Annotated in this window: 25 protein-coding genes; 21 read left to right on the top strand and 4 right to left on the bottom strand. The window is 30.4% G+C overall.

The window, feature by feature from the left end:
* Positions 1-157 precede the first annotated feature (157 nt).
* From LQ668_RS03585 to LQ668_RS03560, 6 genes are all read left to right on the top strand, one after another.
* Positions 158-763, top strand: a complete 606-nt coding sequence (locus LQ668_RS03585) for a DedA family protein (RefSeq protein ID WP_107509160.1) — start codon at positions 158-160, stop codon at positions 761-763.
* Between the two features lie 26 nt (positions 764-789).
* The gene (locus LQ668_RS03580) at positions 790-1239 is read left to right on the top strand and encodes a GNAT family N-acetyltransferase (protein ID WP_107509161.1); all 450 of its coding nucleotides are present in this window, start codon (positions 790-792) and stop codon (positions 1237-1239) included.
* A gap of 133 nt (positions 1240-1372) precedes the next feature.
* The gene (locus LQ668_RS03575) at positions 1373-2164 is read left to right on the top strand and encodes a VOC family protein (protein WP_078358446.1); all 792 of its coding nucleotides are present in this window, start codon (positions 1373-1375) and stop codon (positions 2162-2164) included.
* A gap of 100 nt (positions 2165-2264) precedes the next feature.
* Positions 2265-3047: an ABC transporter ATP-binding protein gene (locus LQ668_RS03570; RefSeq protein ID WP_107509162.1), complete on the top strand. Its 783-nt coding sequence runs from the start codon at positions 2265-2267 to the stop codon at positions 3045-3047.
* 75 nt (positions 3048-3122) lie between these two features.
* Positions 3123-3977: an HAD family hydrolase gene (locus LQ668_RS03565; RefSeq protein ID WP_126578876.1), complete on the top strand. Its 855-nt coding sequence runs from the start codon at positions 3123-3125 to the stop codon at positions 3975-3977.
* Between the two features lie 183 nt (positions 3978-4160).
* A complete protein-coding gene (locus LQ668_RS03560) occupies positions 4161-4817 on the top strand; it encodes a haloacid dehalogenase type II (protein WP_126578878.1) in 657 nt (218 codons plus the stop codon).
* Between the two features lie 91 nt (positions 4818-4908).
* On the opposite strand, the gene LQ668_RS03555 is transcribed toward LQ668_RS03560, so the two are convergent.
* Positions 4909-5856 carry a hypothetical protein gene (locus LQ668_RS03555; RefSeq protein WP_078358442.1) on the bottom strand — a complete coding sequence of 316 codons (948 nt, stop codon included), beginning with the start codon at positions 5854-5856 and terminating at the stop codon, positions 4909-4911.
* Positions 5857-6036: 180 nt separating this feature from the next.
* Between LQ668_RS03555 and LQ668_RS03550 the strand changes: the two genes are divergently transcribed.
* From LQ668_RS03550 to LQ668_RS03540, 3 genes are read left to right on the top strand one after another with little or no spacing between them, the layout of a single operon-like run.
* Positions 6037-6570: a CHAP domain-containing protein gene (locus LQ668_RS03550; protein WP_078358441.1), complete on the top strand. Its 534-nt coding sequence runs from the start codon at positions 6037-6039 to the stop codon at positions 6568-6570.
* A gap of 13 nt (positions 6571-6583) precedes the next feature.
* Positions 6584-7231: an SDR family oxidoreductase gene (locus LQ668_RS03545; RefSeq protein WP_107509165.1), complete on the top strand. Its 648-nt coding sequence runs from the start codon at positions 6584-6586 to the stop codon at positions 7229-7231.
* A gap of 18 nt (positions 7232-7249) precedes the next feature.
* On the top strand, positions 7250-7984 hold the full coding sequence (locus LQ668_RS03540) for a metallophosphoesterase family protein (RefSeq protein ID WP_107509166.1): 735 nt from the start codon (positions 7250-7252) through the stop codon (positions 7982-7984).
* A gap of 576 nt (positions 7985-8560) precedes the next feature.
* On the opposite strand, the gene LQ668_RS03535 is transcribed toward LQ668_RS03540, so the two are convergent.
* The gene (locus tag LQ668_RS03535) at positions 8561-9505 is read right to left on the bottom strand and encodes a cation diffusion facilitator family transporter (protein WP_239775905.1); all 945 of its coding nucleotides are present in this window, start codon (positions 9503-9505) and stop codon (positions 8561-8563) included.
* Positions 9506-9526: 21 nt separating this feature from the next.
* The gene (locus LQ668_RS03530; protein ID WP_078357089.1) at positions 9527-9826 is read right to left on the bottom strand and encodes an ArsR/SmtB family transcription factor; all 300 of its coding nucleotides are present in this window, start codon (positions 9824-9826) and stop codon (positions 9527-9529) included.
* Between the two features lie 137 nt (positions 9827-9963).
* On the opposite strand from LQ668_RS03530, the gene LQ668_RS03525 reads away from it, so the two are divergent.
* The 5 genes from LQ668_RS03525 to LQ668_RS03505 all read left to right on the top strand — a co-directional run bounded on the left by LQ668_RS03525 (position 9964) and on the right by LQ668_RS03505 (position 14657).
* Positions 9964-10278: a CHY zinc finger protein gene (locus LQ668_RS03525; protein ID WP_078357088.1), complete on the top strand. Its 315-nt coding sequence runs from the start codon at positions 9964-9966 to the stop codon at positions 10276-10278.
* A 107-nt stretch (positions 10279-10385) separates the two neighbouring features.
* Positions 10386-10883: a hypothetical protein gene (locus LQ668_RS03520; protein ID WP_078357087.1), complete on the top strand. Its 498-nt coding sequence runs from the start codon at positions 10386-10388 to the stop codon at positions 10881-10883.
* Between the two features lie 74 nt (positions 10884-10957).
* A complete protein-coding gene (locus tag LQ668_RS03515; RefSeq protein WP_078357086.1) occupies positions 10958-12388 on the top strand; it encodes an MDR family MFS transporter in 1431 nt (476 codons plus the stop codon).
* Positions 12389-12510: 122 nt separating this feature from the next.
* The gene (locus tag LQ668_RS03510) at positions 12511-13575 is read left to right on the top strand and encodes a YkvI family membrane protein (RefSeq protein WP_078357085.1); all 1065 of its coding nucleotides are present in this window, start codon (positions 12511-12513) and stop codon (positions 13573-13575) included.
* A gap of 47 nt (positions 13576-13622) precedes the next feature.
* Positions 13623-14657 carry an alpha/beta hydrolase gene (locus LQ668_RS03505; RefSeq protein ID WP_078357084.1) on the top strand — a complete coding sequence of 345 codons (1035 nt, stop codon included), beginning with the start codon at positions 13623-13625 and terminating at the stop codon, positions 14655-14657.
* Between the two features lie 45 nt (positions 14658-14702).
* Here LQ668_RS03505 and LQ668_RS03500 read toward each other — a convergent pair whose 3' ends face one another.
* Positions 14703-15206 (bottom strand): GNAT family N-acetyltransferase, encoded by a 504-nt coding sequence (locus LQ668_RS03500; protein WP_078357083.1) that lies wholly within the window; start codon positions 15204-15206, stop codon positions 14703-14705.
* A 118-nt stretch (positions 15207-15324) separates the two neighbouring features.
* Between LQ668_RS03500 and LQ668_RS03495 the strand changes: the two genes are divergently transcribed.
* The 7 genes from LQ668_RS03495 (at position 15325) to LQ668_RS03465 (ending at position 22567) form a co-directional block, all read left to right on the top strand.
* Positions 15325-16248 (top strand): NAD-dependent epimerase/dehydratase family protein, encoded by a 924-nt coding sequence (locus LQ668_RS03495; RefSeq protein ID WP_107509167.1) that lies wholly within the window; start codon positions 15325-15327, stop codon positions 16246-16248.
* A 12-nt stretch (positions 16249-16260) separates the two neighbouring features.
* Positions 16261-16944, top strand: coding sequence for a response regulator transcription factor (locus tag LQ668_RS03490; RefSeq protein ID WP_107509168.1), 684 nt, complete (start codon positions 16261-16263; stop codon positions 16942-16944).
* Between the two features lies 1 nt (position 16945).
* Complete coding sequence (locus LQ668_RS03485; protein WP_107509169.1) at positions 16946-18007, top strand: sensor histidine kinase; 1062 nt, start codon at positions 16946-16948, stop codon at positions 18005-18007.
* A 49-nt stretch (positions 18008-18056) separates the two neighbouring features.
* Positions 18057-18818: an ABC transporter ATP-binding protein gene (locus tag LQ668_RS03480; RefSeq protein WP_107509170.1), complete on the top strand. Its 762-nt coding sequence runs from the start codon at positions 18057-18059 to the stop codon at positions 18816-18818.
* Complete coding sequence (locus tag LQ668_RS03475; RefSeq protein WP_107509171.1) at positions 18808-20742, top strand: ABC transporter permease; 1935 nt, start codon at positions 18808-18810, stop codon at positions 20740-20742. The genes LQ668_RS03480 and LQ668_RS03475 overlap by 11 nt, the downstream gene beginning before the upstream one ends.
* A 195-nt stretch (positions 20743-20937) precedes the next feature.
* Positions 20938-21555 (top strand): DUF47 domain-containing protein, encoded by a 618-nt coding sequence (locus LQ668_RS03470; RefSeq protein WP_078357077.1) that lies wholly within the window; start codon positions 20938-20940, stop codon positions 21553-21555.
* 13 nt (positions 21556-21568) lie between these two features.
* Positions 21569-22567 (top strand): inorganic phosphate transporter, encoded by a 999-nt coding sequence (locus LQ668_RS03465; protein WP_078357076.1) that lies wholly within the window; start codon positions 21569-21571, stop codon positions 22565-22567.
* Positions 22568-22619 lie beyond the last annotated feature (52 nt).

Below are 22619 nucleotides of genomic sequence, written 5' to 3'. Positions count from 1 at the left end.
ACTGGATCCAAAATAAAACTGAAAAATATTCATTCTTAAGTCTGACTCTTATTATGATTGTTTTATTATATAATTAAGTTAAGTATTATTTTTGAAGGTTTATGTTATAGCTTGAAAAGGTATTTATATAAAGATGATAACTTAAAGGAGCAAATTAATGGAGAGTTGGATTACAAGTATCATGGAGCAATTTGGTTATTTGGGTATAGCCTTATTAATATTATTAGAAAATGTTTTTCCTCCTATTCCGTCAGAAGTAATTTTGACGTTTGGAGGATTTATGACAACTAAATCAGAATTAACAATAGTAGGTGTGGTTATTGCCTCTACTATAGGATCAGTTTTTGGAGCTGTTATTTTATATTGGATTGGTCGTATACTTAACGTTGATAGACTCGAAAGAATTATTGAAAAGTGGGGCAAGTATTTAAGATTAACGAAAGAAGATGTAAGAAAAGCTGATGCATGGTTCGATAAGTATGGTCCATGGACGGTGTTCTTCTGCAGATTTATTCCACTTATTAGAAGTTTGATTTCTATCCCAGCTGGTATGAGTGGTATGAATCAATGGTTGTTCTTATTATTAACGACTTTAGGTACACTTATTTGGAATTTAATACTAGTTATAGTTGGTGCTAAAGTTGGAGATAATTGGCATCAAATAGTTAACTATATGGATGTTTATTCAAACTTTATGTATGCGATTATTGCTATTGGAATCATTGTATTTATTATCTGGTTTGTTAAACGTAAGAAAGCTTAATAAATTGAAATGTTGTAGGTGAAGTAATGATATCATTATGTAAGTTTTTAACGGAAAGACATTATGAATTGTTATCTTTAGCTGATGACAATCAACAAGCGATTAATGATTATACTTTAAGAGGTAAAGTTTACATTTATGAGGAACAAGGTCAAACAATCGGTATTGTAGTGGGATTGTTAACGAGACCAAACACTTTGGAATTAGTTAATTTAGCTGTTGATCCTCAATTTCAAAACAAAGGGATTGGTCGTCAATTAATTGAACATATTATAACAGTCGGTAAAGAATTAGACTGTCATACTATAACTGTAGGTACCGGAAATTCTGGTATTGGTCAATTAAAACTTTATCAACAAGCTGGTTTTAGAATGAAATCTATAGATATTGATTATTTCATTAAATATTATAAAGATCCTATTTTTGAGAATGGCATACAATGTAAAGACATGGTAAGACTTGAATTAGAGATATAAAAGAACTGTTCATAGACGGACTTACTGATGAGTATGACGTTTATGGGCATTTTTTTAAACATATTAGTATAATTTTTATAGTATATAAAGTATACTAATATTATTGATAAAGAAAATAGAAGAGGTGTTATATATGTTTCATGGTAAAGATGCAACATTAGTTAAAGGTATCACGTTAAATGTTACAGATTTAGAGAAAATGACAGTATTTTATGACAATATAATTGGATTAACAATAAGAACTAAGAATGAAACAGAAACAGTATTTGAAATAGGTGATTCAGGACATACGATTACTTTGAAATTATTAGAAGATGGAAGAAAACCTAGTATAAGAGAAGCGGGTTTATTTCATATTGCAATATTACTACCTACAACAGCAGATTTAGCAGATTTCTTAATTCATGCTTCAAGATTAAATGTTCAGTTAGGGGCTGGTGACCATATAGTGTCTGAAGCACTATATTTAAATGATCCAGATGGAAATGGTATAGAAATATATCGTGATCGTGATGCACGTAACTGGGAATGGAACGATGGCAATGTTGCAATGGATACACATGAGGTGAATGCAGAAGCGCTAGTTGAACAAGCTTCAAATGAAGGTTGGAATGGAATGCCTGCTGATGCAAAAATTGGACATTTACATTTAAAAACAAATGATATTGAAGCGTCTAAAGAATTTTATTTAAATACTTTAGGTTTAAAAGCAGTAGTAGATAATTTTCCAAATGCTTTGTTTATGTCTACTAAAAATTATCACCATCATATTGCGATTAATACTTGGCAATCAAATCAAAAAAGAGAAGAATCAGACAATAGTTATGGTTTAGCAAATATAGTGGTACAAATGCCAAATGCAGAAAGCAAGATTCTAACTTCACCGGATGGTTTACGATTCGAAATAAACCCTGAAATACAATAAATTATAAATTACCTTCTGATCCAATCATCTTTAATATACTTAAACTTTCATGTACAATTAGTGAATATTATGAAAACAGTAAATTAAAGGGGATGTAAATATGCTTCTTGATTTGAAACATATTAACTGGATACGTGAAGGTAAATACATACTAAAAGATATTTCTTGGGAAATAGTTGATGGAGAGCATTGGGTATTGTACGGATTAAATGGAGCAGGAAAATCCACAATGCTTGATATTATTAATGCGTATACAGCGCCTTCTTCAGGTGAATTTGAAATATTAGATATGAAACAAGGTGAACTTGGATATTCAGCTGATGGTATTAGAAAGCAAATTGGTTATGTTTCTCAATCTTTATTTAAGAAAATGAGAAAAGAAGACAATGCTTTTACGACTGTTATTAGTGGTGCTTATGCGTCAATAGGTGTATATGAAGAACCAAGTAAACAAATTAAAGATAAAGCAAATGAAATTTGCGAAGCATTAGGTATTACCAAGGATTATATTAACCGAAGATTTGGGAATTTATCACAAGGTGAACAAACGCGTGTATTAATTGGTAGAGCTTTAATGTCAGAACCGAGACTTCTAATACTTGATGAACCAACAAATGGCTTAGATTTTGTTGCAAGAGAAGATTTATTGGAAAGAATTGAGAATATTGGTCAAGATAAAAGTGGTCCAACAATGATATATGTTACGCATCATCTAGAAGAAGTGTTGCCTGTATTTAAGCAAATTTTATTATTAAAAGACGGTAAGGTATTTCGATCAGGAAATATTAATGACGTTGTTAATGAAAAAAATATGAGTAACTTATTTAACATAAATGTTGATGTTTCATTTAAGAACAATAGACCAATATTATCTAAAAAGTAATATAAATCTAAAATATTGCCTTTATTATATGAGCATGAAATAATAGATATTGATAAATTATATGGAGGCATCAACATGACAACGCAAGTGGTTTTTTTAGATATGGATGGCACAATTTTAAATGAAGAAAATAGAGTAACTGATTATACTAATGAGATTATTCAAGAAGTTCGACAAAAAGGCATTAAAGTATTTATAGCTACTGGACGAGCTTATGATGAGATTTCATATTTGGTTCCTGAGAATTTTGAAGTTGATGGTATATTATCATCCAATGGTGCAGTAGGTTATATTAATGGCAAAGAAATATTTAAAAATCAACTACCGATGGAAACTGTACATAAACTTGTTGATTTAGCAGAAAAGCATCAAATATATTATGAATTATTCCCGTACTATAAAAATAGAATTGCATTAAACCGCGATAAAACATTGCTACTGTCAGAAATATCCACTGAACAAGCAGGAGATGTAGAAGCTAATGAATGGAAATCTCGACAAGAAGCATTAAGCGAAAAAATAAAATGGGTCGATGAAATACCAGAAGATGCATATTCAAAGTTTTATTTTTTCAAAAAGCATAAAACAGAAATTAAAAAATGGGAAGAACTTATTCTACCAATGATGGAAGAACTTAATATTTCTATTTCTCATTCTACACCATGTAATCTTGAAACGATGCCTATGGGTGTAAACAAAGCGACAGCAATAGAAGCTGCGTTAAAATATTTAGAACTAGATAAAGATGTTAAGACATATGCAATTGGTGATAGTGACAATGATAAACAAATGCTAGAACATGTTGATTACCCAATAGTTATGAAAAATGCACCAGATCATATAAAAGAATTGGGTAAAGAAGTAACAAGAAGAACAAACGAAGAAAATGGTGTAGCTGACTACTTAAGTAAGAAATTTTTAATAAACTAAATTATTTAAATAACAAAATGATATTCAGGCTGTGATAATTAATTTATCCAGTCTGATTTTTATTTATAGTGACTTTATAGATCGTCAATCCCGCAAAATATATTGATAGCAATATATTTTGCGGGATTGTTTTATATTCGTTTGGATATAATAAAATGAAAGGATTTATAAGGAGTGATTATTATGATTAAAACGGTCGTTTTCGATATTTATGGAACTTTATTCGATATAAATAGTGTCCAAGAAAAGTGTGAGAAATTATTTCCTGGAAACGGAGAAAAAATAGCTAAAGCTTGGCGTCATAAACTTATAGAATATACTCATGTTAGACAGCTAGTAGATCAATATAAACCATTTAGTAAAGTTATAAAAGATTCACTCGAATATGTACTTGATAGAAATGATTTTGACTATTCATTAAGTGACGTAAATGAGTGTGTGGAAGAGTATTATCGCTTGCAAGTATTCCCTGAAGTAACTCAATCATTAAATGATATATCACATATCGATAAAGTTATATTTAGTAATGGCAATCAAGAAATGATTCAAAAAGTATTGAAACATTCAAATATCGATAGTAGCTTTAAACATATTTTAGCGCTTGAAGAATTTGGTATGTATAAACCCAATTCTAATGTATATGTATTATTAGAAGAAAGGATTCCATATGAGAAACAAGAAATTCTGTTCGTATCATCTAATAAGTGGGATATTGTCGGAGCACAAAAGTTTGGATTTAAAACTGCATGGATAAATCGTAATTTTAGTGAGTTTGAATATATAGAAGTAGAGCCAGACTTTGAATTTCAATCGATATATGGCGTTAAAAATTTGATGTAAGAAAAATGGAAGGAGATAAAAAACAGGGGAAGCGTTCGTAAAGATAAATAAAAAAAGAGCTCAAAATTAATTGAGCTCTTAAAATTTAACTTTAGTTATTTTTTGGATAAAGTGCATTTTTATTTTTATGATAGAAGTTCATAAGGCTACCATATAAGAAGTAGAATACTGCAAACATAAATAGGTAGAATAGTATATAACCTATAATTGCGAATAATATTTGTATCACACTTGGCATCAATGAAACAATAACTGCTGCTATAATTCCAATGATTGCTATGATAATATACGCTGCTACAATATAAATTAAATTACTGAATAATAACTTCCAAGCACTATGAGGTCCCTTACTTGTTATGTTCCAACCGATTGAGAATTTAGTTATTGTAGGTAATGATCTTTGATCAATATGGACAAGTACTGTGTTAACTATAAAGATAACAAAATAATATAAAGGTATAAATAAGGCAAATAATACCAATATCATAAATAACATGATTACGATGAATGATATAGACATTGCACCAATACCTTCACTACCTGAACTTGGTTGCAATAACGCCATTGAAGTACCAAATATTGCGAAGAATATCACTTCTACAATAATGACAACTATGTAAACAATGAAATACATTGCTACACTAATTAAACCAATAATTAAAGTTAGCTTTAATGTTTTAACATAGTTTCCTTTTTTTAAGAACATGAATAAATCACTAAAGCGTGGGCTAATGCCTAAATCTGTATCTTTATAGAATTTTAGAATTCCATAAGCTATAGGGATTAATATAAAAATATACATCAGAATAAATAATATAAACCCTATGACCATTGAGATTAGAAATGTTGCTATGCCACCGCCTGATGGTTCACCTGAAAAGTCTTGTGATGCCGCTAAAGAAAATCCTCCAATTATAAATGCAATACCCGGAATTAACATTAATAGAACCATAATAATTGAGGAAAGGATTGTTAATAAAATTGTTTTGATATGTAAGCCTTGTCCATTTCTATAGTAGTCCAATTGGAATTTGAACATAAGATTCACCTCATTGTTTATTTGTATAATTAGGGTAACATAAATAACATTGCAAATGTCATTTAATTGTCAAAAATATTATAATAATTACAAACTTTTAAAAGAAGGTAATAAGCACTTTGTTTGATATCGTATTAAATTACTCATATATTTAAAGTATAAGATTTTTAGGAGTGGACTATGAAAAAGTTATTCCGATTTATTGTGTTCATTGCTACATGGACTGCTATTATTGCAATGGCATTTCTTTTTAGAAGCCAAGGTGGATTTGATTTTATAAGTGATTACACTGAAGATATCAAAAAGCAAATAAAGGAAAAAGAAATAGCTATACGGACAGAACAAATTAAGAAAAATGATAAAACAGATGACCGCTCGTTAGGAAATTTTTATCAAGAAGGTCAATGTACATTTTATGTTTATGAAGAAAGATTAAATATTGATAAAAGAATTGGATCATCTTGGGGTGATGCAAAACAGTGGGATGATCGTGCTAAAGATGAAGGTTATAAAGTCGATGGTCAACCAAGAGAAGGTTCTATATTACAAACTGATTATGGTGAATTAGGACATGTTGCGATCGTTAATGAAGTGAAAAGTGACGGTTCTATTGTTGTATCAGATATGAATTATGAAAAGCCATATGAAGTAACAGAAAGGTTAATTACCTCAGATAGATTGCACAATTATCAATTTATACATGAAAAAATTTAAAGGAGTGTTTTAAATGAATATATTCGTAATAGGTGCTAATGGACAAATTGGAAGACATTTAGTAAAAAGTTTAATCGATCAAGGAAATGAAGTAACAGCAGCCATTAGAAAAAATAGCCAAGCAGCTTTCTTTGAAGAATTAGGTGCCAAAACAGTGTCACTTGATTTAGAATATGATGATATTAATGATATTTCTGAAAAAATAAAAGATGCAGATAAAGTTGTGTTTACTGCTGGATCTGGTGGTCACACTGGAGCAGATCAAACGATTATCATTGATTTAGATGGTGCTGTTAAATCAATAGAAGCTAGTAAGAAAGCAGGTACAAAACATTTCGTACTCGTTTCTTCATTTGATACTAGAAGATCAGCATTTGAAGGTGACTTGAAACCTTATACAATTGCTAAACATTATGCTGATGTTCATTTAAGAAATTCTGGTTTACCATATACAATTGTGCATCCAGGATTATTAACTAACGATGATGGATTAGGTAAAGTAGAAATAGCAGAAGAAGTTGAACGCGGAAAAGTACCACGCGAAGACGTTGCTAATGTGATACAAGAAGTATTAAATAATGATGGTAAAATTGGACAAGAATTTCAAGTGGTATCAGGAGACATAGAAATTAAAGAAGCGGTTGAGCAATTTAATAATTAATCATTAAGGAGTTGTATTATGGTTAAATTTGCAATTTTAACAGATATACACGGAAACTATGATGCTTTGACAGCTGTACTTACAGATATAGATAATAAAAAAGACATTAAACACATTTATAATTTAGGCGATAACATTGGTGTCGGACATCAAACGAATGAAGTTCTAGAAGTTATTACAAATAGAGATGATATGACTTATATTGCTGGAAACCATGATGAAGCAATAATGGCAGTTGCTAATAAAGAAGATTATCCTGAAAGTTTAAAAAATAAATTTTATGAACATCATCAATGGATAGTGGAACATTTAGATACTAAATATTATAACTTTTTGAATAACTTGCAACGTGAAGTTACTCAAGATATTGAAGGATTAAAATTTTATTTCACTCATTATCGTATACTTGAAGAAAATATCAAGCAACATATTAGTGACGATCCATTTGAACCAATCGTTGAGCCCTCATTAGAACATGTGCATGGATTATTTAATGGCTTAGATGCAGATTTTGTAACCTTTGGACATAATCATGTATTACACCATTTTGATGATATTGAGACAATATATTTTAATCCAGGATCTGTAGGTTTGAACAATGGCGCTTATGCAGTATATGGAATTGTAGAAGTTAAAGATGGTGCGATAAATGTAGAAAGAATTAAAGTACCATATGATAACCAACCATTCTTAGATGGATTTGATGAGAAAGCCGTACCAGGAAAACAACTAATATTTGAATCATTTATATAGATAAAATAAGTTCGAGGTTGAGACATTTGAATTGTCCCAACCTCGATTTTTTGAAAAAATGAGCTAAGTTGTAGATTAATACAGTAGTTAATCGAAGAGTTTGGGTAAGTTGTAGATTAACTCAGTAGTTAATCGAAGAGTTTGGGTAAGTTGTAGATTAATTCGGCAGTTAATCGAAGAGTTTGGGTAAGTTGTAGATTAATTCGGCAGTTAATCTAAGAGTTGGGCTGGGTTGTAGATTAACTCAGTAGTTAATCTAAGAGATGGGCTAAGTTGTAGATTAACTCAGTAGTTAATCGAAGAGTTTGGGTAAGTTGTAGATTAATTCGGCAGTTAATCGAAGAGATGGGCTAAGTTGTAGATTAATACAGTAGTTAATCGAAGAGTTGAGCTAAGTTGTAGATTAATACAGTAGTTAATCGAAGAGTTGAGCTAAGTTGTAGATTAATTCAGTAGTTAATCGAAGAGTTGGGCTAAGTTGTAGATTAATACAGTAGTTAATCGAAGACATCCTCAAAATCAAAACCATACAATGAGAGGCTGGGACAAATTAAATGTTCCAGCCTTTCTACTTGTTTAATGAACATGTTCTGTTTGATCCATACAACATAATAAAGAATTATCGTGCTGATGGTCTGATGTTTCTAATTGGATAGTAGCATGTTGTATGGATTTATGGTTTAGTTTATGGTTAATTTCTTCTATTATACTGTCGCATTCTAATACTGTTTTTTCTCTATCTACAACTGCATGACAACTTAATGCTGTTAGATCACTTGTGATAGACCAAATGTGCAAATCATGTACATCGATTATTTCTGGATGTGATGTGATTGTTTCTGAAATTTCGTGTATATCGATATTTGATGGTGTTCCTTCCATTAATACGTTTAATGCTGATTTTGTAACACCATATCCGCTTCTTATAATTAGCATAGCAACAATAACACTTGCTATTGGATCGGCTAATTTCCAACCGAAAATTATCATGATTATTGCTGCTACTATTGCACCGACTGACCCTAATAAATCTCCGAGTACATGTATAAAAGCACCACGCATATTTAAATTGTTTTTTGTGTCAGATCCTTTAAACATTAACCAGGCAATAACAAGATTAACGATTAATCCAATTGTACTAATGATGAGCATACCTGTTGAAGCTACTTCAGGTGGATTTATAAATCGTATGATTGCTTCATAAAAAATGTATAAGCTAATAGCAATTAATAAAATTCCATTTATAAAAGCAGCGAGTATTTCAAAACGGCGATAGCCATAAGTTTTATGTTGATTTGCAACACGTTCACCGAATTTAAAAGCCATGAGTGCAATAAATAAAGAAATTGCATCACTAAGCATATGACCTGCATCTGATAATAAGGCTAAGCTATTTGTAACATATCCTCCAATTACTTCTACAATCATAAATAAAGTAATAATTATGAAAGAAATCAGTAATATTTTTTTATTATTTGTATGAACATGGTTGTGGTCATGTCCGTGATGTTCATGTCCCATATAAACACCTCTCAATTTAAATTAATGTTTAGCGTGTTCGATTGCTTGTTTTAAAAATAGAATAACGTGGTCATCATCAATTGAGTAGAATATGCTCTTTCCTTCTCTTTCAAATTTAACAAGTCGAAGATTCTTTAAAAATCTCAATTGATGGGAAACTGAAGATTGACTAAGTGAAAGTGTTTCTGCTATACATCCAACTGAGTGTCTGCCTGTACAAAGTAAATGTAAAATCTTTACTCGAGTTGGATCACTTAATGCTTTAAAGGTTTGTGACACTAGTAACAATGTTTCATCATCTAATATATTATAAGTACTCATTTTATTCTCCTAACATATGAATATATGTTCATATGTTAATTCTATAAAAAATCGTCATCTATGTCAAATGATTATAAATTGACAAAATAGATGCTATTGTGAGATGTTTTGTTTTATTAAAATGTTTGGAGGATATTATGGTAACTATATATGGACTAACAGTAGATGATGAATCTAGATGTGAGCATTATCAAACACCTCTAGATATCATTGCAATTAAATTTAAATGTTGTAACAAATTTTATCCTTGCTATAAATGTCATGAAGAATGTGAAAAACATGAACTTAAAAGATGGGATAAAAGTGAATTTGATGAACATGCTATATTGTGTGGTGTATGTAAACAAACAATTTCAATAAATGATTATATGCTAAAAGAAGTATGCCCACATTGTGCATCAAGGTTTAATCATCGATGTAAATATCATCACCATTTATATTTTAAAATTTAATTTGGTTTAATGTTTTAAAGGTAATTTATTACAAAACGTGTTATAATATTTTTAACTATAAAAATGAGCATACAGTGAATGTTGAAAAGAGAGAAGGAGGACATTAAATGAAAGATTTAATAAAAGGTCATATATTAAGTGGCGAATTTGATACTGCATATAGATTGATGTCCGAAGTGGATTTCTTAGAATTTGAAGAACACTTCATTTCAGCAGCTCACGAAGAAGAAAGTACAATGTTTTATACTTTTATATTAGATTCTATTAAGAAGGAAGAAACAAGTGAACTTCATGACTTAGCATTTTTGCTACATGTCTATCCATATAGTGAGCATGATGGTGCATTCTACTCAGCTTATTATCATGCTGAAAGATCGATGATATTAACAGAATATAAAGAAGTGAAGAGTTTATTGCAAATGCTTTTATTACATGCAATTCCAGAACCTTTGCTATCCGATAAGCAAGCATTTGACATTAGTAAACAAATACTTAAAATAGATCCCGATAATAAAGTTGCTAGAAATATAATGAAAGAAACTGCTAAGAGAATGGATAAAGTTGTAGTAGATTTTTCACAATTATCTAATTCTCAAAATGCATAAACCTAGTCGTTTGACTAGGTTTATTTTTTATGGGATTATAGGAAAGTTACAAAAACAAATATTAGGAGAAACAAATGGATAATCAAGTTAAAAGAAAAATCATCATGATTGTATTTTTGGTTGGTACATTCTTCATGATTTTAAACGAGACGCTTTTAAATATTGCATTAAAAGAATTGATGTCAGTATTTAATGTTGATGCGCCAACTGTTCAATGGATGGCGACTGGTTTTATGTTAGTAATGGGTGTACTGACGCCACTGTCTGCCGTTGTAAATCAATGGTTTACAACGAGAAGGTTATTTTTAGGGTTAGTAACAGTCTTCACAATCGGGACATTAACAGCAGGTTTAGCAATTAATTTCCCTATGTTATTAGTTGGTAGAATGATTCAAGCAGCAGGAACTGGACTTATGATTCCGACAGTTATGAATGCAATGCTTTTGTTATATAATGAGCATGAACGTGGGAAAATAATGGGGCAATTTGGTTTAGTGATTATGTTTGCACCAGCACTAGGACCCACATTATCAGGTGTTATTGTAGACTATATGGGTTGGAGATGGTTATTTTTAATTGTCATTCCATTCATGATGTTCACCTTTATTTTTGCCTATAGATATTTACAAAATGTAGGAGAAATAACGAGACCAAAAATTGATGTTTTCTCAATTATTTTATCTACAATAGGTATATCAACAATCATTTACAGTGTATCTTCAGTTAGTAGTACAGAAGGTGGATTCTCAAATCCATCAATCTTTATAACGTTAATTGTTGGTATAATTATGATGACTTTATTTGTATTTAGACAACTTAAATTAGACGAACCGCTACTGGACCTAAAAGTGTTTAAATACCATAACTATACTAAAGGTGTCATTATATTTGTTGTAGTTATTATGACAATGTTTGCATCTGAAATAGTTATGCCTATGTATTTACAAGGTCCTATGGGATTCAGTGCTAAAATAGCTGGTCTTATTTTATTACCTGGCGCTCTACTTAATGGTTTCTTATCACCATTTATGGGGGCAATATTTGATAAAATTGGACCGAGAAAACTCGTTGTACCAGGTTTGATTGTATTATTATGTGTTTCAATATTTTATTCAACAATTCACCCGGGTATATCCGTTTGGGTATTTGTCGTTGTGTATATTATTTTAATGATCAGTATTTCTGCAGTGTTAATGCCTGCAAATACAAATGCTTTAAATGCTATACCTAAAGAAATGTATCCACATGGAACAGCTGTTTCAAATATGTTACAACCAATTGGTGGTGCATTAGGTATCGCTGTATTTGTGAGTATTATGAATAGTGGTCAAACTACAGCACTTCAAGGTATTAAAAATCCAACAACAGAACAAATTAATAATGCTATGACAGTGGGTATACATCATTCTTATTGGTTTGGTATTGTGTTATTAGTTCTAGCAATAATTGTAGGATTTACAGTTACAAGAGCGAACTATAGCAAATCATTGGAAGAAAAATCGTAACTAAATTTGTGTTTTTATAAAACCACTTACTTTTGTAAGAGGTTTTTTTTAATTACTGGAATAGTTTTTATGATAGTGGGTATATGTCACTATATTGAACAAGTAAATGAGGAGGAAGATTTGTGTCAAATGTTAAAGAAGCAACAAAAATAGGGTTTGCTTATGTCGGAGTCGTAGTGGGAGCAGGATTTTCAACAGGACAAGAAGTAATGAAATTCTTTACACACTATGGTTTGTATGGCTATCTAGGTGTAATCATCTCAGGGATTATGCTAGCGTTCTTTGGCCGACAAGTAGCAAAAATTGGTACTGCGTTAGATGCTGATGATCACAGCTCTACTATCAACTATTTGTTCGGTAAAGCAGGTATTGTTATAGACTATGTATTAATATTCTTCTTATTTGGAATATCTGTCACGATGATAGCTGGTGCAGGTTCTGCATTTCAAGAAAGTTTTGGTGTGCCAACATGGCTAGGAGCTTTAATTATGTGTGTGGTTATTTATATCACACTATTATTAGATTTTGATAAAATTGTTAAAGCTTTAGGTGTAGTAACACCATTCTTAATAATTATTATTCTTATCATTGCAGGTTATTTCTTTATAAATGGACATGTTGGTATTTCTGAAATAAATAGTACAGTAGAAGAGCCAAGTCTATTTTGGGGTATTGCTCAAGGATTCATTTATGGAGGATTAGCTTTCTCTGTAGGATTTAGTACGTTAATTGCAATAGGTGGAGACGCTGATAAACGTCGTATTTCAGGTTTAGGTGGAATTATTGGCGGTGTTATTTATTTAGTATTATTAGCACTGATTAACTCAGGACTATTAGCAGAATATCCTAATATTAAAGATGTAGAAATCCCTACATTAGCATTGGCTAGAACTATATCACCAATAGTTGGTTTAGCACTGTCGGTTATTATGCTAATGGTAATGTACAATACAATTTTAGGGTTAATGTATTCATTTACCGCTAGATTTACGGTACCATTTTCAAAAAAATATGTATTGTTATTAACGATCGCAATGTTATTGGCATATGGATTAAGCTTTGTAGGTTTCTCTGCATTAATAGATAAACTTTATCCAGCAATGGGTGTAATTGGTTTAGTTATATGCGGTGCAATACTCGTTAAATATATATTGAGAAAAAAAGATAATAAAAAACATATCGCATAAAATAAATGAATATGTTAAACTGTCTTCTTACATGAGGAAGTGAACATATGAAAAGGAAAAAACGACGGTTGTTTATTTTGATTGTGGCGATCATCGTTGTTGTAAGTGGTTTTTATATTTTTAATAAATATCAAGAACATAAACAACAAGAAAAACAATTGCAAGCGCAAAGAGCAAATCAATTACTTCTTAATAATAAAAAAGTGAAATTGATTCGGGATGTAAGTTATGGACATTCTGCACCAAAAAGTCAAATGGATATTATTGTGCCTTCAAAAATGAAAAAAGGTGAAAAATTGCCTGTCATATTTTGGACGCATGGTGGTGGATTTATCGCAGGGGATAAAAGACAAAAAAATCCATATTTGGCTCAAATTGCTGAAAAAGGATATGTTATAGTGAATGTTAATTACGCTTTAGCACCAGATTCGCAATATCCTACACCTATACATCAATTAGATCAAGCAACTAAATATACATTGAAATATAAAAATAAATTTAATATTGACCATAAACAAATTCTTTATGGTGGTGATTCAGCGGGAGCTCAAATAGCTAGTCAATATGTCGCTATTCAAACAAATCCAAAGTTACAACAGCAAATGGATATGAAAGCTAGTATCAAACAAGAGTATTTAAGAGGCGCAATTCTATTTGGTGGCCTTTATAATATGCAAACCGTAAGAAGTACTGATTTTCCTAGAATTGATTTATTTATGACAAGTTATACAGGTTCGAAAAAATGGGAAAGAAACTTTGCCCAGATTAATCAATTATCTACTGTAGATCAAGTAACGAAGTATTATCCACCTACTTTTTTAACGGTTGGAGATGCTGACCCATTTGATCCACAAAATAGAGAATTTGATAAAGTGTTGAACGAACAAGGTATAGAAACAACAACTTCATTCTTTGATGGTACACATGGTTTGCGTCACCAATATCAATTTCACATGAATTTAAAAGAGTCTAAAACGACTTATAATAGTGTGATGATGTTTCTAGGTGCGAATACGAAACAGTCACCTTATGAGAATAATGCAACTCAAGAATCAGAAACGGTATTAAAGAAAGACAAATAAAAAAGACAAACTAAGCGAGCTTTTGCTTGATTAGTTTGTCTTTTTTTATAATAATTTAGCCATTACAAATTCATCATAAAATTTTTCATTAAAATATAACGTTTCTTCTTTTTTGCCTTCTACTTTGAAACCAAATTTCTCATATAAACGATAAGCAGGTTCATTCTCGGTAACAACGTTTAGTTCTAGTCGATGAAGTTGTCTTCTTACCGCCCATGCTTCTGTTTCTTGTAACAATTTATAGCCGATACCTTTGTTTCTAAAAGATGGAAGTAATCCCATAGCAATTTTAGCAGCGTGACTATTTCTTTTTGTTCTTCCACCTTGAAGTGTCACATAACCAATTAAAGCATCATTTAATTCGGCAACAATTATAGTAGAATTACTTGTTGTAATCATTTCTTCTAGAAATAAAGTTTGATTTTGTATTGAAATTTGATGTTCACCTGGATTAAATAATAGATATTCTGATTGATTAATCACGCTATCTAATAATTTATTAAAGTTTTCAACATCATTTATTCGAATTTCTCGTATGATTTCTTTCATAAAATATCTCCTATTTCTATTTATAAATTACAAACAATGTTATATTTATTGTAAATATGCAACAAGTTATAAATATTATAACACATATATAAAGTCCGAATGCAAAGGAGTGCTTAAAATGAAAGCGAATGTATTAATTTCCGGTGGTTCAGGATACATAGGTAAGCATTTAATAAGTACATTAAAAGATGTTGGTAATCTATATACGATTACAAAGTATGAAGCTGATATGATTGACATGGATATCACTTGGAGAAAATGTGATATTTATGTATTAAAGGATATGATTGATGCTTTGGAAGGTATAGACATTGCAATTTATTATTTAGATCCTAATAAAAAATCTGCAAAATTAACACAAAGTACAGCTCGGAATTTGAATTTACTTGCTAGTGATAATATGGCAAAAGCATGTAAAGAAAACAATGTGAAGAAAATCATCTATATTACCGGTTCTCCATTTGATCAAGAAACGATAGATACATTAAAATCAACAGGAATTGAAGTTCAAGCTACAGAGCAATCTATTAAACGACCAGCTGTTTCTATAGAATTACAAAAGTCTAAATTTGATGATGTAAGAAGTGTAGATAGAATGCCCATACCATATGAATGGGACATGGAACAAGTTGTGAAATATTACTTTGAATGGTTACAAGAAACAAGTGGTACCCTTGTCACTACAGAACTAATCGGTGATAAGTATAATGTGTACTTTAAACATAGAAGTAATCCGTTATTAAAATTACAACGAATTACCCCAAGTATTCACGAGGATCTCATTCAGTTTAAAGTTGTTGGAGGCGCACTGGCAGTCAATTTGTATGAGGACAATGGTGTATTGGAATTTAGAAAGCTAAGACTGACGAATGAATTCATCGTACATTTATATAACTATATACCAAGAATACCATGGAGTATTTATTATTTATCTCAAGCACCTATTCATAATGTTACGATGAAAGGCTTTGAAGTGGATTGTAGAATAAAAGACTTTCAGTTACGAACAACGGCTGGAGAAATAAAAAAATATACAAAGTAAGAGGGATAGTATATGAAACTATTAATTATTGAGGATGATGAAACTTTATTTAAAGCTATGAAAAGCCAATTAGAAAAATGGGATTGGTCCGTACATGGTATAAATGATTTTGGCTTAGTGTTTGAAGAATATAAAGCATTACAGCCTGATATGGTTATCATCGATATTCAATTGCCACAATATGATGGATTCTATTGGTGTCGAGCAATTAGAAAACAATCTAACATTCCTATCGTGTTTCTTTCTTCAAGAGATCACCCAATGGATCAAGTGATGAGTATGGAACTGGGTGCAGATGATTTTATTCAAAAACCATTTCATACAGAAGTACTTGTTGCTAAATTACAGGCAATTTATAGAAGAGTTTATCAATATAATAAAGAGGAACCTAGAATTAAATTATGGAATAAAGCACGAGTAGATTATGGCAAACATGTTATAGAGAAAGATGATAATGAAATCTCTCTAACTAAAAATGAAATGTTTATTTTAGAAATATTGCTTAATCATAAGAATGAAGTCGTTAGTAGAGATACAATTATTACAGCATTATGGGATGATGAACAATTTGTTAGTGATAATACTTTAACTGTTAATGTGAATCGTTTAAGGAAAAAACTAACAGACATTGGACTTAATGATTTGATAGAAACGAAAGTAGGCAAAGGTTATATAGCGCATGAGCTGGAGGGATAAAATGATAAAATGGTTTGTTAAGGAAAAATGGACTTGGATATTATTATTTATTCTTATGCAGCTTATTATAATTTTGACAAGTTGGTTAGATGTAGCATTTTCAACAAGAAGTGCATTGTATTTAATAGGTATCAATTTTATTATTTTTATTGTATTTCTATGGTTAATTTATACAAGAGAAACGCGATTTTATATGGCGTTAAAGCATGACATTCCTATAAAAGAAATTGAGCATAAAGCATTAAATCAATCGGCATATGAGAAAATAATTTTCGACTATATTCAAAGTTATGATGAAAGTGTACGACATACTATACATGACCAAAATAAAGAAATTCAGCTTACTAAAAATGACTTACTCGATTGGATACATGAAGTCAAAACGCCTATTACAGCAATGAAGTTATTATTAGATCAAATAGAGGAAATAAAATTAAAACAAGACTTATTATATGAGTGGAGTAGAATAGACTATTTGCTCGATCAACAGCTATATATTAGAAGATTATCTTCAAAGAGTAATGATTTTTATTTTGGACATTATTCATTAAAAGATATGATTATTAAAGAAATTCAACATGCGCGAAATATTAGTATTGCAAAAGGGATAGGATATGATATTCAAATAGATGACGAAAAAGTTTATACAGATGAAAAATGGTGTCGTACCATTATTAGACAACTGATTAGCAATGCGTTGAAATATACTAAAAATAGTGACATAACTATTTCTACTTATGAACAAAACAATCAATTGCATTTAAAAATCCAAGATAATGGTAGAGGAATAAAAACACGAGATTTGCCAAGAGTATTTGAAAGGGGATTTACTTCAACTACAAATCAAAGAGAGTCGACTGCTACAGGAATGGGACTTTATTTGGTTAGAGAAATTGCTGAAGGTTTAAGTATAAATGTAAATATAAAATCTACATATGGAGAAGGTACGACTGTGTTACTTATTTTCCCACATCCTAACTGTTTTACTGCTCTTGAACAATCAAGTGACAATAATGTCACTTCAAACCTCAAAATGTACGATGATTCAAAGGAGATTAATTAAAAAAGCCTTTAATATTGAATCATAGACAAATTTCAAAGGAGTTTTGAGGATGAGTATTTTAAAAACTGAACAATTAGTAAAAGTGTATGGTTCTAAAAAAAATCAACAAGAAGTATTAAAACAAATAGATATGACTGTAGAGAAAGGTGAATTCATTAGTATAATGGGGCCATCAGGTTCTGGTAAAACGACCCTTTTGAATGTTTTAAGTTCAATTGATTATGCTACGACAGGTCAAATTGAAATAAATGGCCATCTATTACAAAACATGAATAATAGACAAATGTCTAACTTCAGAAAAAAAGAATTAGGCTTTATATTTCAAGAGTATAATTTATTAAATACACTCACTGTACAAGAGAATATTATGTTGCCTTTAACGATTCAAAAAGTATCAAAAAAAGAGGCACAAATAAGATACGAAGAAATCAGTAAAGCGTTAGGTATATTAGATATCAAAGATAAATATCCAAGTGAAATTTCTGGTGGACAAAAACAAAGAACATCTGCAGCAAGAGCATTTATAGGACAACCATCGATTATATTTGCAGATGAGCCGACTGGTGCTTTAGATTCTAAATCTGCATCTGATTTATTGAATAAATTAAATCAAATGAATCAATCAACTCAATCTACAATCATTATGGTTACACATGATTCTGCAGCAGCTAGTTATTCAAATAGAGTTATTTTCTTGAAAGATGGAAAAGTATATTCTGAACTTTATAAAGGAGACGATGATAGAGAGACATTCTATAAAGAAATCATCAAAACACAAAGCGTGTTAGGTGGTGTTGTAAATGAGCTTTAATCAAATCGTTATTAAAAATTTAAGACGTAACATCCGTCATTATGGAATGTATCTCTTTTCAATAACGATGAGTGTAATGTTATTCTTTGGATTTGTTACGTTAAAGTATTCAGAAGATTTGAATGGTGTACAATCAGGTGTTAAGCCAGAAGCGGCTATAAAAGTTGGTATAACAATATTAACGGTGATTATCGTTATATTCCTACTTTATGCAAATAAATTATTTATTAAAAGAAGATCGAGAGAAATAGGCTTATATCAATTAATTGGTATGACAAAGCGTGAAGTTTTTAAAATATTTGCTTTAGAAAATTTTGTACTATATATGTTAACAGTCGTATTTGGTTCGTTTTTAGGTTTCTTCACTTCAAAAATATTATTAATGATTTTATATAAAATCATCGGCATTCAGCAAGAAGCACATTTAAACTTTAGTGGTGAAGCCTTTATCCAAACCATTATATTAATGTTTGTCATTTATTTAATAATTTCTCTTCAAAACATGATATTTATCAAAAGAAAAACAATTCTTAGCTTAATGAATGAATTTAATGCTACAGACACAAAAATTAAAAGAATTAAACTTTATGAATTAATTTTTGGAGCAATTGGTATTTTAATGATTATCGGAGGATATTATTTATCTAGCGTGATGTTTGATCAAATCGGAACAAAAGGTATGATGGGACTTTATGTGAACATGTTGGCGGTATTGTTCTTAACGATAGTAGGTGCTTACCTATTGTTTAGATGTTCAATATCACTCATATTCAATACAATACGCAAATATAAAAAAGGTATGCTCAGTGTTACAGATGTCGTTTCAACGTCATCAATCATGCATAAAATGAAAACAAATGCACTATCACTAACAATTATCGCAACGGTTTCAGCTATGGCGGTCGGACTATTAGCATTGAGCTATATCTCATATTACAATATTGAAGAAACAGCTAGAACTACAGCACCAGATGATTATATTTTTGTAAATAAAGATGCAAATAATCAATTTAAAAAAGCTCTAAATGAAAATAATATACAATTTAAAGAGAAAAATTATAATGTAACACGATATGTAATTGATGATACTAAAGTGTTTGCAGGTGCTAACGATACGACAGGTAAATCATCTGACTTTCCAGCAACGGTTGCAAAATCTTCAGAATTTAAAGATATAGATTTAAAAAATAATGAAGTAGCTGTAGTAGGTTATAGTGATATTCTCGATAAAGTGATTAAAGTTAATGATGATGAACATATGTCATATAAATTGAATAATAAAACTAAGCAACTTAAAGTGAAGTCCATAAGTAAAGAATCTTATCTAGCCTCTATCATCACATTTAATTCACCAATCTATGTAGTTTCAGATGATACATTTGATCAAATGAAACAAAATGAAGTGAAAAATGATGATTATAATGAGCAATATGGACTTAATTTGAGTAACGATAAAGATATCAAAAAAGCTGAACAAATATTTGATAAACAAACAAATGATAACGATACTGCACTTTCATATCAAAAAATATATAAAGATTCAAAAAGTGGAATTGGTGTGATGCTATTCATTTTAGGGTTCTTAGGTATAGCATTTCTACTTTCAACTGGTTGTATCATTTACATTAAGCAAATCGATGAAACAGAGGATGAAACTTCAAATTATATAATCTTAAGAAAATTAGGTTATACATCTCAAGATATGTCTAAAGGTATCGCGTTGAAAATAGGGTTTAACTTTGCATTACCATTAGTAATTGGCTTAAGTCATGGCTATTTTGCAGCTAAATCAGCATGGTTCTTTATGGGGCAATCATTCTATACACCAGTGCTTATAGTAATGTCTCTATATTCTTTAATTTATATTTTGTTTGCTATCTTAGGTTATGTACATTCTAAACGAGTTATACAACGTGTATTATAAATAAATCAGACTAATGCTTGCCATTAGTCTTTTTTTATGTTATAAAATACCAGTGTAAATAAACTGTTACAGAATGTTTACATATAAGATAAAAGATTAAAATTAAATTAATAAATAGTGGTCGAATTGATTTTGAAAGAGTACAATGAAAGAGTAATTACGTAAATTAAGATGTAAATTTTGGGAGGATTACTAATGTTTAATAAGAAAAAGGATAAGTTTGGTATTCAGTTAGAAGCTATAGCTGAGAATTTAAGCCGCGCATCAGTTGAATTTGGAGAAATGGATTTTGACTCAGAGTTCGACTTAAAAGCTTATTCAGATAAAATAAAAGCCTATGAGTCTAATGGTGATGATCTTATGCACCAAATGATCACTGATTTGAATCAGACATTCATTACACCGATAGAAAGAGAAGATATTTTAGAATTATGTGATGCATTAGATGATGTATTAGATGAAATGGAAGAAACTTCAGCGATGTTTGAAATGTACTCTATTAGTTATTCAGACGACTACATGGCAGAATTCGTTAAGAACATACAAGCCGCAATCAAAGAAATTGAAATAGCTGTAACTTTAGTAGCTGAAAAGAAATTCTCACATATTCGTGTTCATTCAATCAACATTAAAGAATATGAAACGAATTGTGATGTTATTTTAAGAGAATCTATCAAATACATTTTCAACAGTGAAACAGATCCAGTAACATTAATTAAAATTAAAGATATTTATGAATCATTAGAAGATGTAGCAGATAAATGTCAATTAGTAGCAAACAAATTAGAACAAATTATTATGAAAAATAGCTAAGGAGTTTTAAAAAATGGATAGTTTACTCATTATTACTGTAGCTATTGTTGTATGTGCATTACTTTTTGACTTTATTAATGGTTTTCATGACACAGCCAATGCAATCGCAACAGCAGTATCTACAAAAGCACTAAAGCCAAGACATGCAATTATATTAGCAGCGGTTATGAACTTTATCGGTGCGTTAGTCGCTACTGGTGTTGCTCAAACAATTGCCAAAGATATTGTAGATCCATTTAAATTAGAAAATGGTTCAATTGTGATATTAGCAGCTTTAATTTCGGCAATAGCATGGAATCTTATTACTTGGTACTTCGGGATCCCAAGTTCATCTTCACACGCATTAATAGGTTCAATTGCAGGGGCAGCTATTGCATCTGCAGGATTTGGAGTATTACATTACCAAGGATTTTCTAAAATTATACTAGCTTTAATCGCATCACCACTATTAGCATTTATAGTTGGTTTTACAGTATATTCTATATTCAAAGTAGTGTTTAAAAATAATAATTTGACTAAAACAAATAGAAACTTTAGATTTATACAAATTGGTACTGCAGCTTTACAAGCATTTTCTCATGGTACAAATGATGCTCAAAAAGCAATGGGTATTATTACAATGGCGCTTATTTCAGCAAATATGCAATCAACAACAGACATTGAGCTATGGGTTAAAGTAAGTTGTGCTACTGCAATGGGGCTTGGAACTGCAGTAGGTGGTTGGAAAATAATTAAAACTGTTGGTGGAAATATTATGAAAATACGTCCAGCTAACGGTGTAGCAGCAGATTTATCATCAGCATTTATTATATTTGGTGCTACTTTCATTCACTTACCAGTATCAACTACACATGTTGTATCTTCATCTATATTAGGTGTAGGTTCATCACAGCGCGTAAAAGGTGTGAAATGGACAACAGCACAAAGAATGATTATTACATGGATTATAACGTTACCAGTATCAATCTTACTTGCGTTTGTTATTTATCATATTTGTATGTTATTTGTATAAGAAATAAAACGATAAGAGGCTGGGACAATATATTTGTCTCAGCCTCATTTTG

Origin of the sequence: Mammaliicoccus sp. K-M42 (assembly GCF_022386375.1) — a bacterium.
GTDB lineage: Bacteria > Bacillota > Bacilli > Staphylococcales > Staphylococcaceae > Mammaliicoccus > Mammaliicoccus fleurettii.
This window is presented reverse-complemented; position numbering and strand designations above follow the sequence as displayed.

Bases quoted from the DNA above. Each gene is read 5' to 3' on its own strand.
- LQ668_RS03550 (WP_078358441.1), top strand. From the start codon at position 6,037: ATGAAAAAGTTATTCCGATTTATTGTGTTCATTGCTACATGGACTGCT.
- LQ668_RS03580 (WP_107509161.1), top strand. From the start codon at position 790: ATGATATCATTATGTAAGTTTTTAACGGAAAGACATTATGAATTGTTA.
- LQ668_RS03565 (WP_126578876.1), top strand. From the start codon at position 3,123: ATGACAACGCAAGTGGTTTTTTTAGATATGGATGGCACAATTTTAAAT.
- LQ668_RS03480 (WP_107509170.1), top strand. From the start codon at position 18,057: ATGAGTATTTTAAAAACTGAACAATTAGTAAAAGTGTATGGTTCTAAA.
- LQ668_RS03515 (WP_078357086.1), top strand. From the start codon at position 10,958: ATGGATAATCAAGTTAAAAGAAAAATCATCATGATTGTATTTTTGGTT.
- LQ668_RS03470 (WP_078357077.1), top strand. From the start codon at position 20,938: ATGTTTAATAAGAAAAAGGATAAGTTTGGTATTCAGTTAGAAGCTATA.
- LQ668_RS03475 (WP_107509171.1), top strand. From the start codon at position 18,808: ATGAGCTTTAATCAAATCGTTATTAAAAATTTAAGACGTAACATCCGT.
- LQ668_RS03585 (WP_107509160.1), top strand. From the start codon at position 158: ATGGAGAGTTGGATTACAAGTATCATGGAGCAATTTGGTTATTTGGGT.
- LQ668_RS03520 (WP_078357087.1), top strand. From the start codon at position 10,386: ATGAAAGATTTAATAAAAGGTCATATATTAAGTGGCGAATTTGATACT.
- LQ668_RS03490 (WP_107509168.1), top strand. From the start codon at position 16,261: ATGAAACTATTAATTATTGAGGATGATGAAACTTTATTTAAAGCTATG.
- LQ668_RS03530 (WP_078357089.1), bottom strand. From the start codon at position 9,826: ATGAGTACTTATAATATATTAGATGATGAAACATTGTTACTAGTGTCA.
- LQ668_RS03545 (WP_107509165.1), top strand. From the start codon at position 6,584: ATGAATATATTCGTAATAGGTGCTAATGGACAAATTGGAAGACATTTA.
- LQ668_RS03525 (WP_078357088.1), top strand. From the start codon at position 9,964: ATGGTAACTATATATGGACTAACAGTAGATGATGAATCTAGATGTGAG.
- LQ668_RS03485 (WP_107509169.1), top strand. From the start codon at position 16,946: ATGATAAAATGGTTTGTTAAGGAAAAATGGACTTGGATATTATTATTT.
- LQ668_RS03500 (WP_078357083.1), bottom strand. From the start codon at position 15,206: ATGAAAGAAATCATACGAGAAATTCGAATAAATGATGTTGAAAACTTT.
- LQ668_RS03560 (WP_126578878.1), top strand. From the start codon at position 4,161: ATGATTAAAACGGTCGTTTTCGATATTTATGGAACTTTATTCGATATA.
- LQ668_RS03575 (WP_078358446.1), top strand. From the start codon at position 1,373: ATGTTTCATGGTAAAGATGCAACATTAGTTAAAGGTATCACGTTAAAT.
- LQ668_RS03555 (WP_078358442.1), bottom strand. From the start codon at position 5,856: ATGTTCAAATTCCAATTGGACTACTATAGAAATGGACAAGGCTTACAT.
- LQ668_RS03505 (WP_078357084.1), top strand. From the start codon at position 13,623: ATGAAAAGGAAAAAACGACGGTTGTTTATTTTGATTGTGGCGATCATC.
- LQ668_RS03495 (WP_107509167.1), top strand. From the start codon at position 15,325: ATGAAAGCGAATGTATTAATTTCCGGTGGTTCAGGATACATAGGTAAG.
- LQ668_RS03535 (WP_239775905.1), bottom strand. From the start codon at position 9,505: ATGGGACATGAACATCACGGACATGACCACAACCATGTTCATACAAAT.
- LQ668_RS03465 (WP_078357076.1), top strand. From the start codon at position 21,569: ATGGATAGTTTACTCATTATTACTGTAGCTATTGTTGTATGTGCATTA.
- LQ668_RS03540 (WP_107509166.1), top strand. From the start codon at position 7,250: ATGGTTAAATTTGCAATTTTAACAGATATACACGGAAACTATGATGCT.
- LQ668_RS03570 (WP_107509162.1), top strand. From the start codon at position 2,265: ATGCTTCTTGATTTGAAACATATTAACTGGATACGTGAAGGTAAATAC.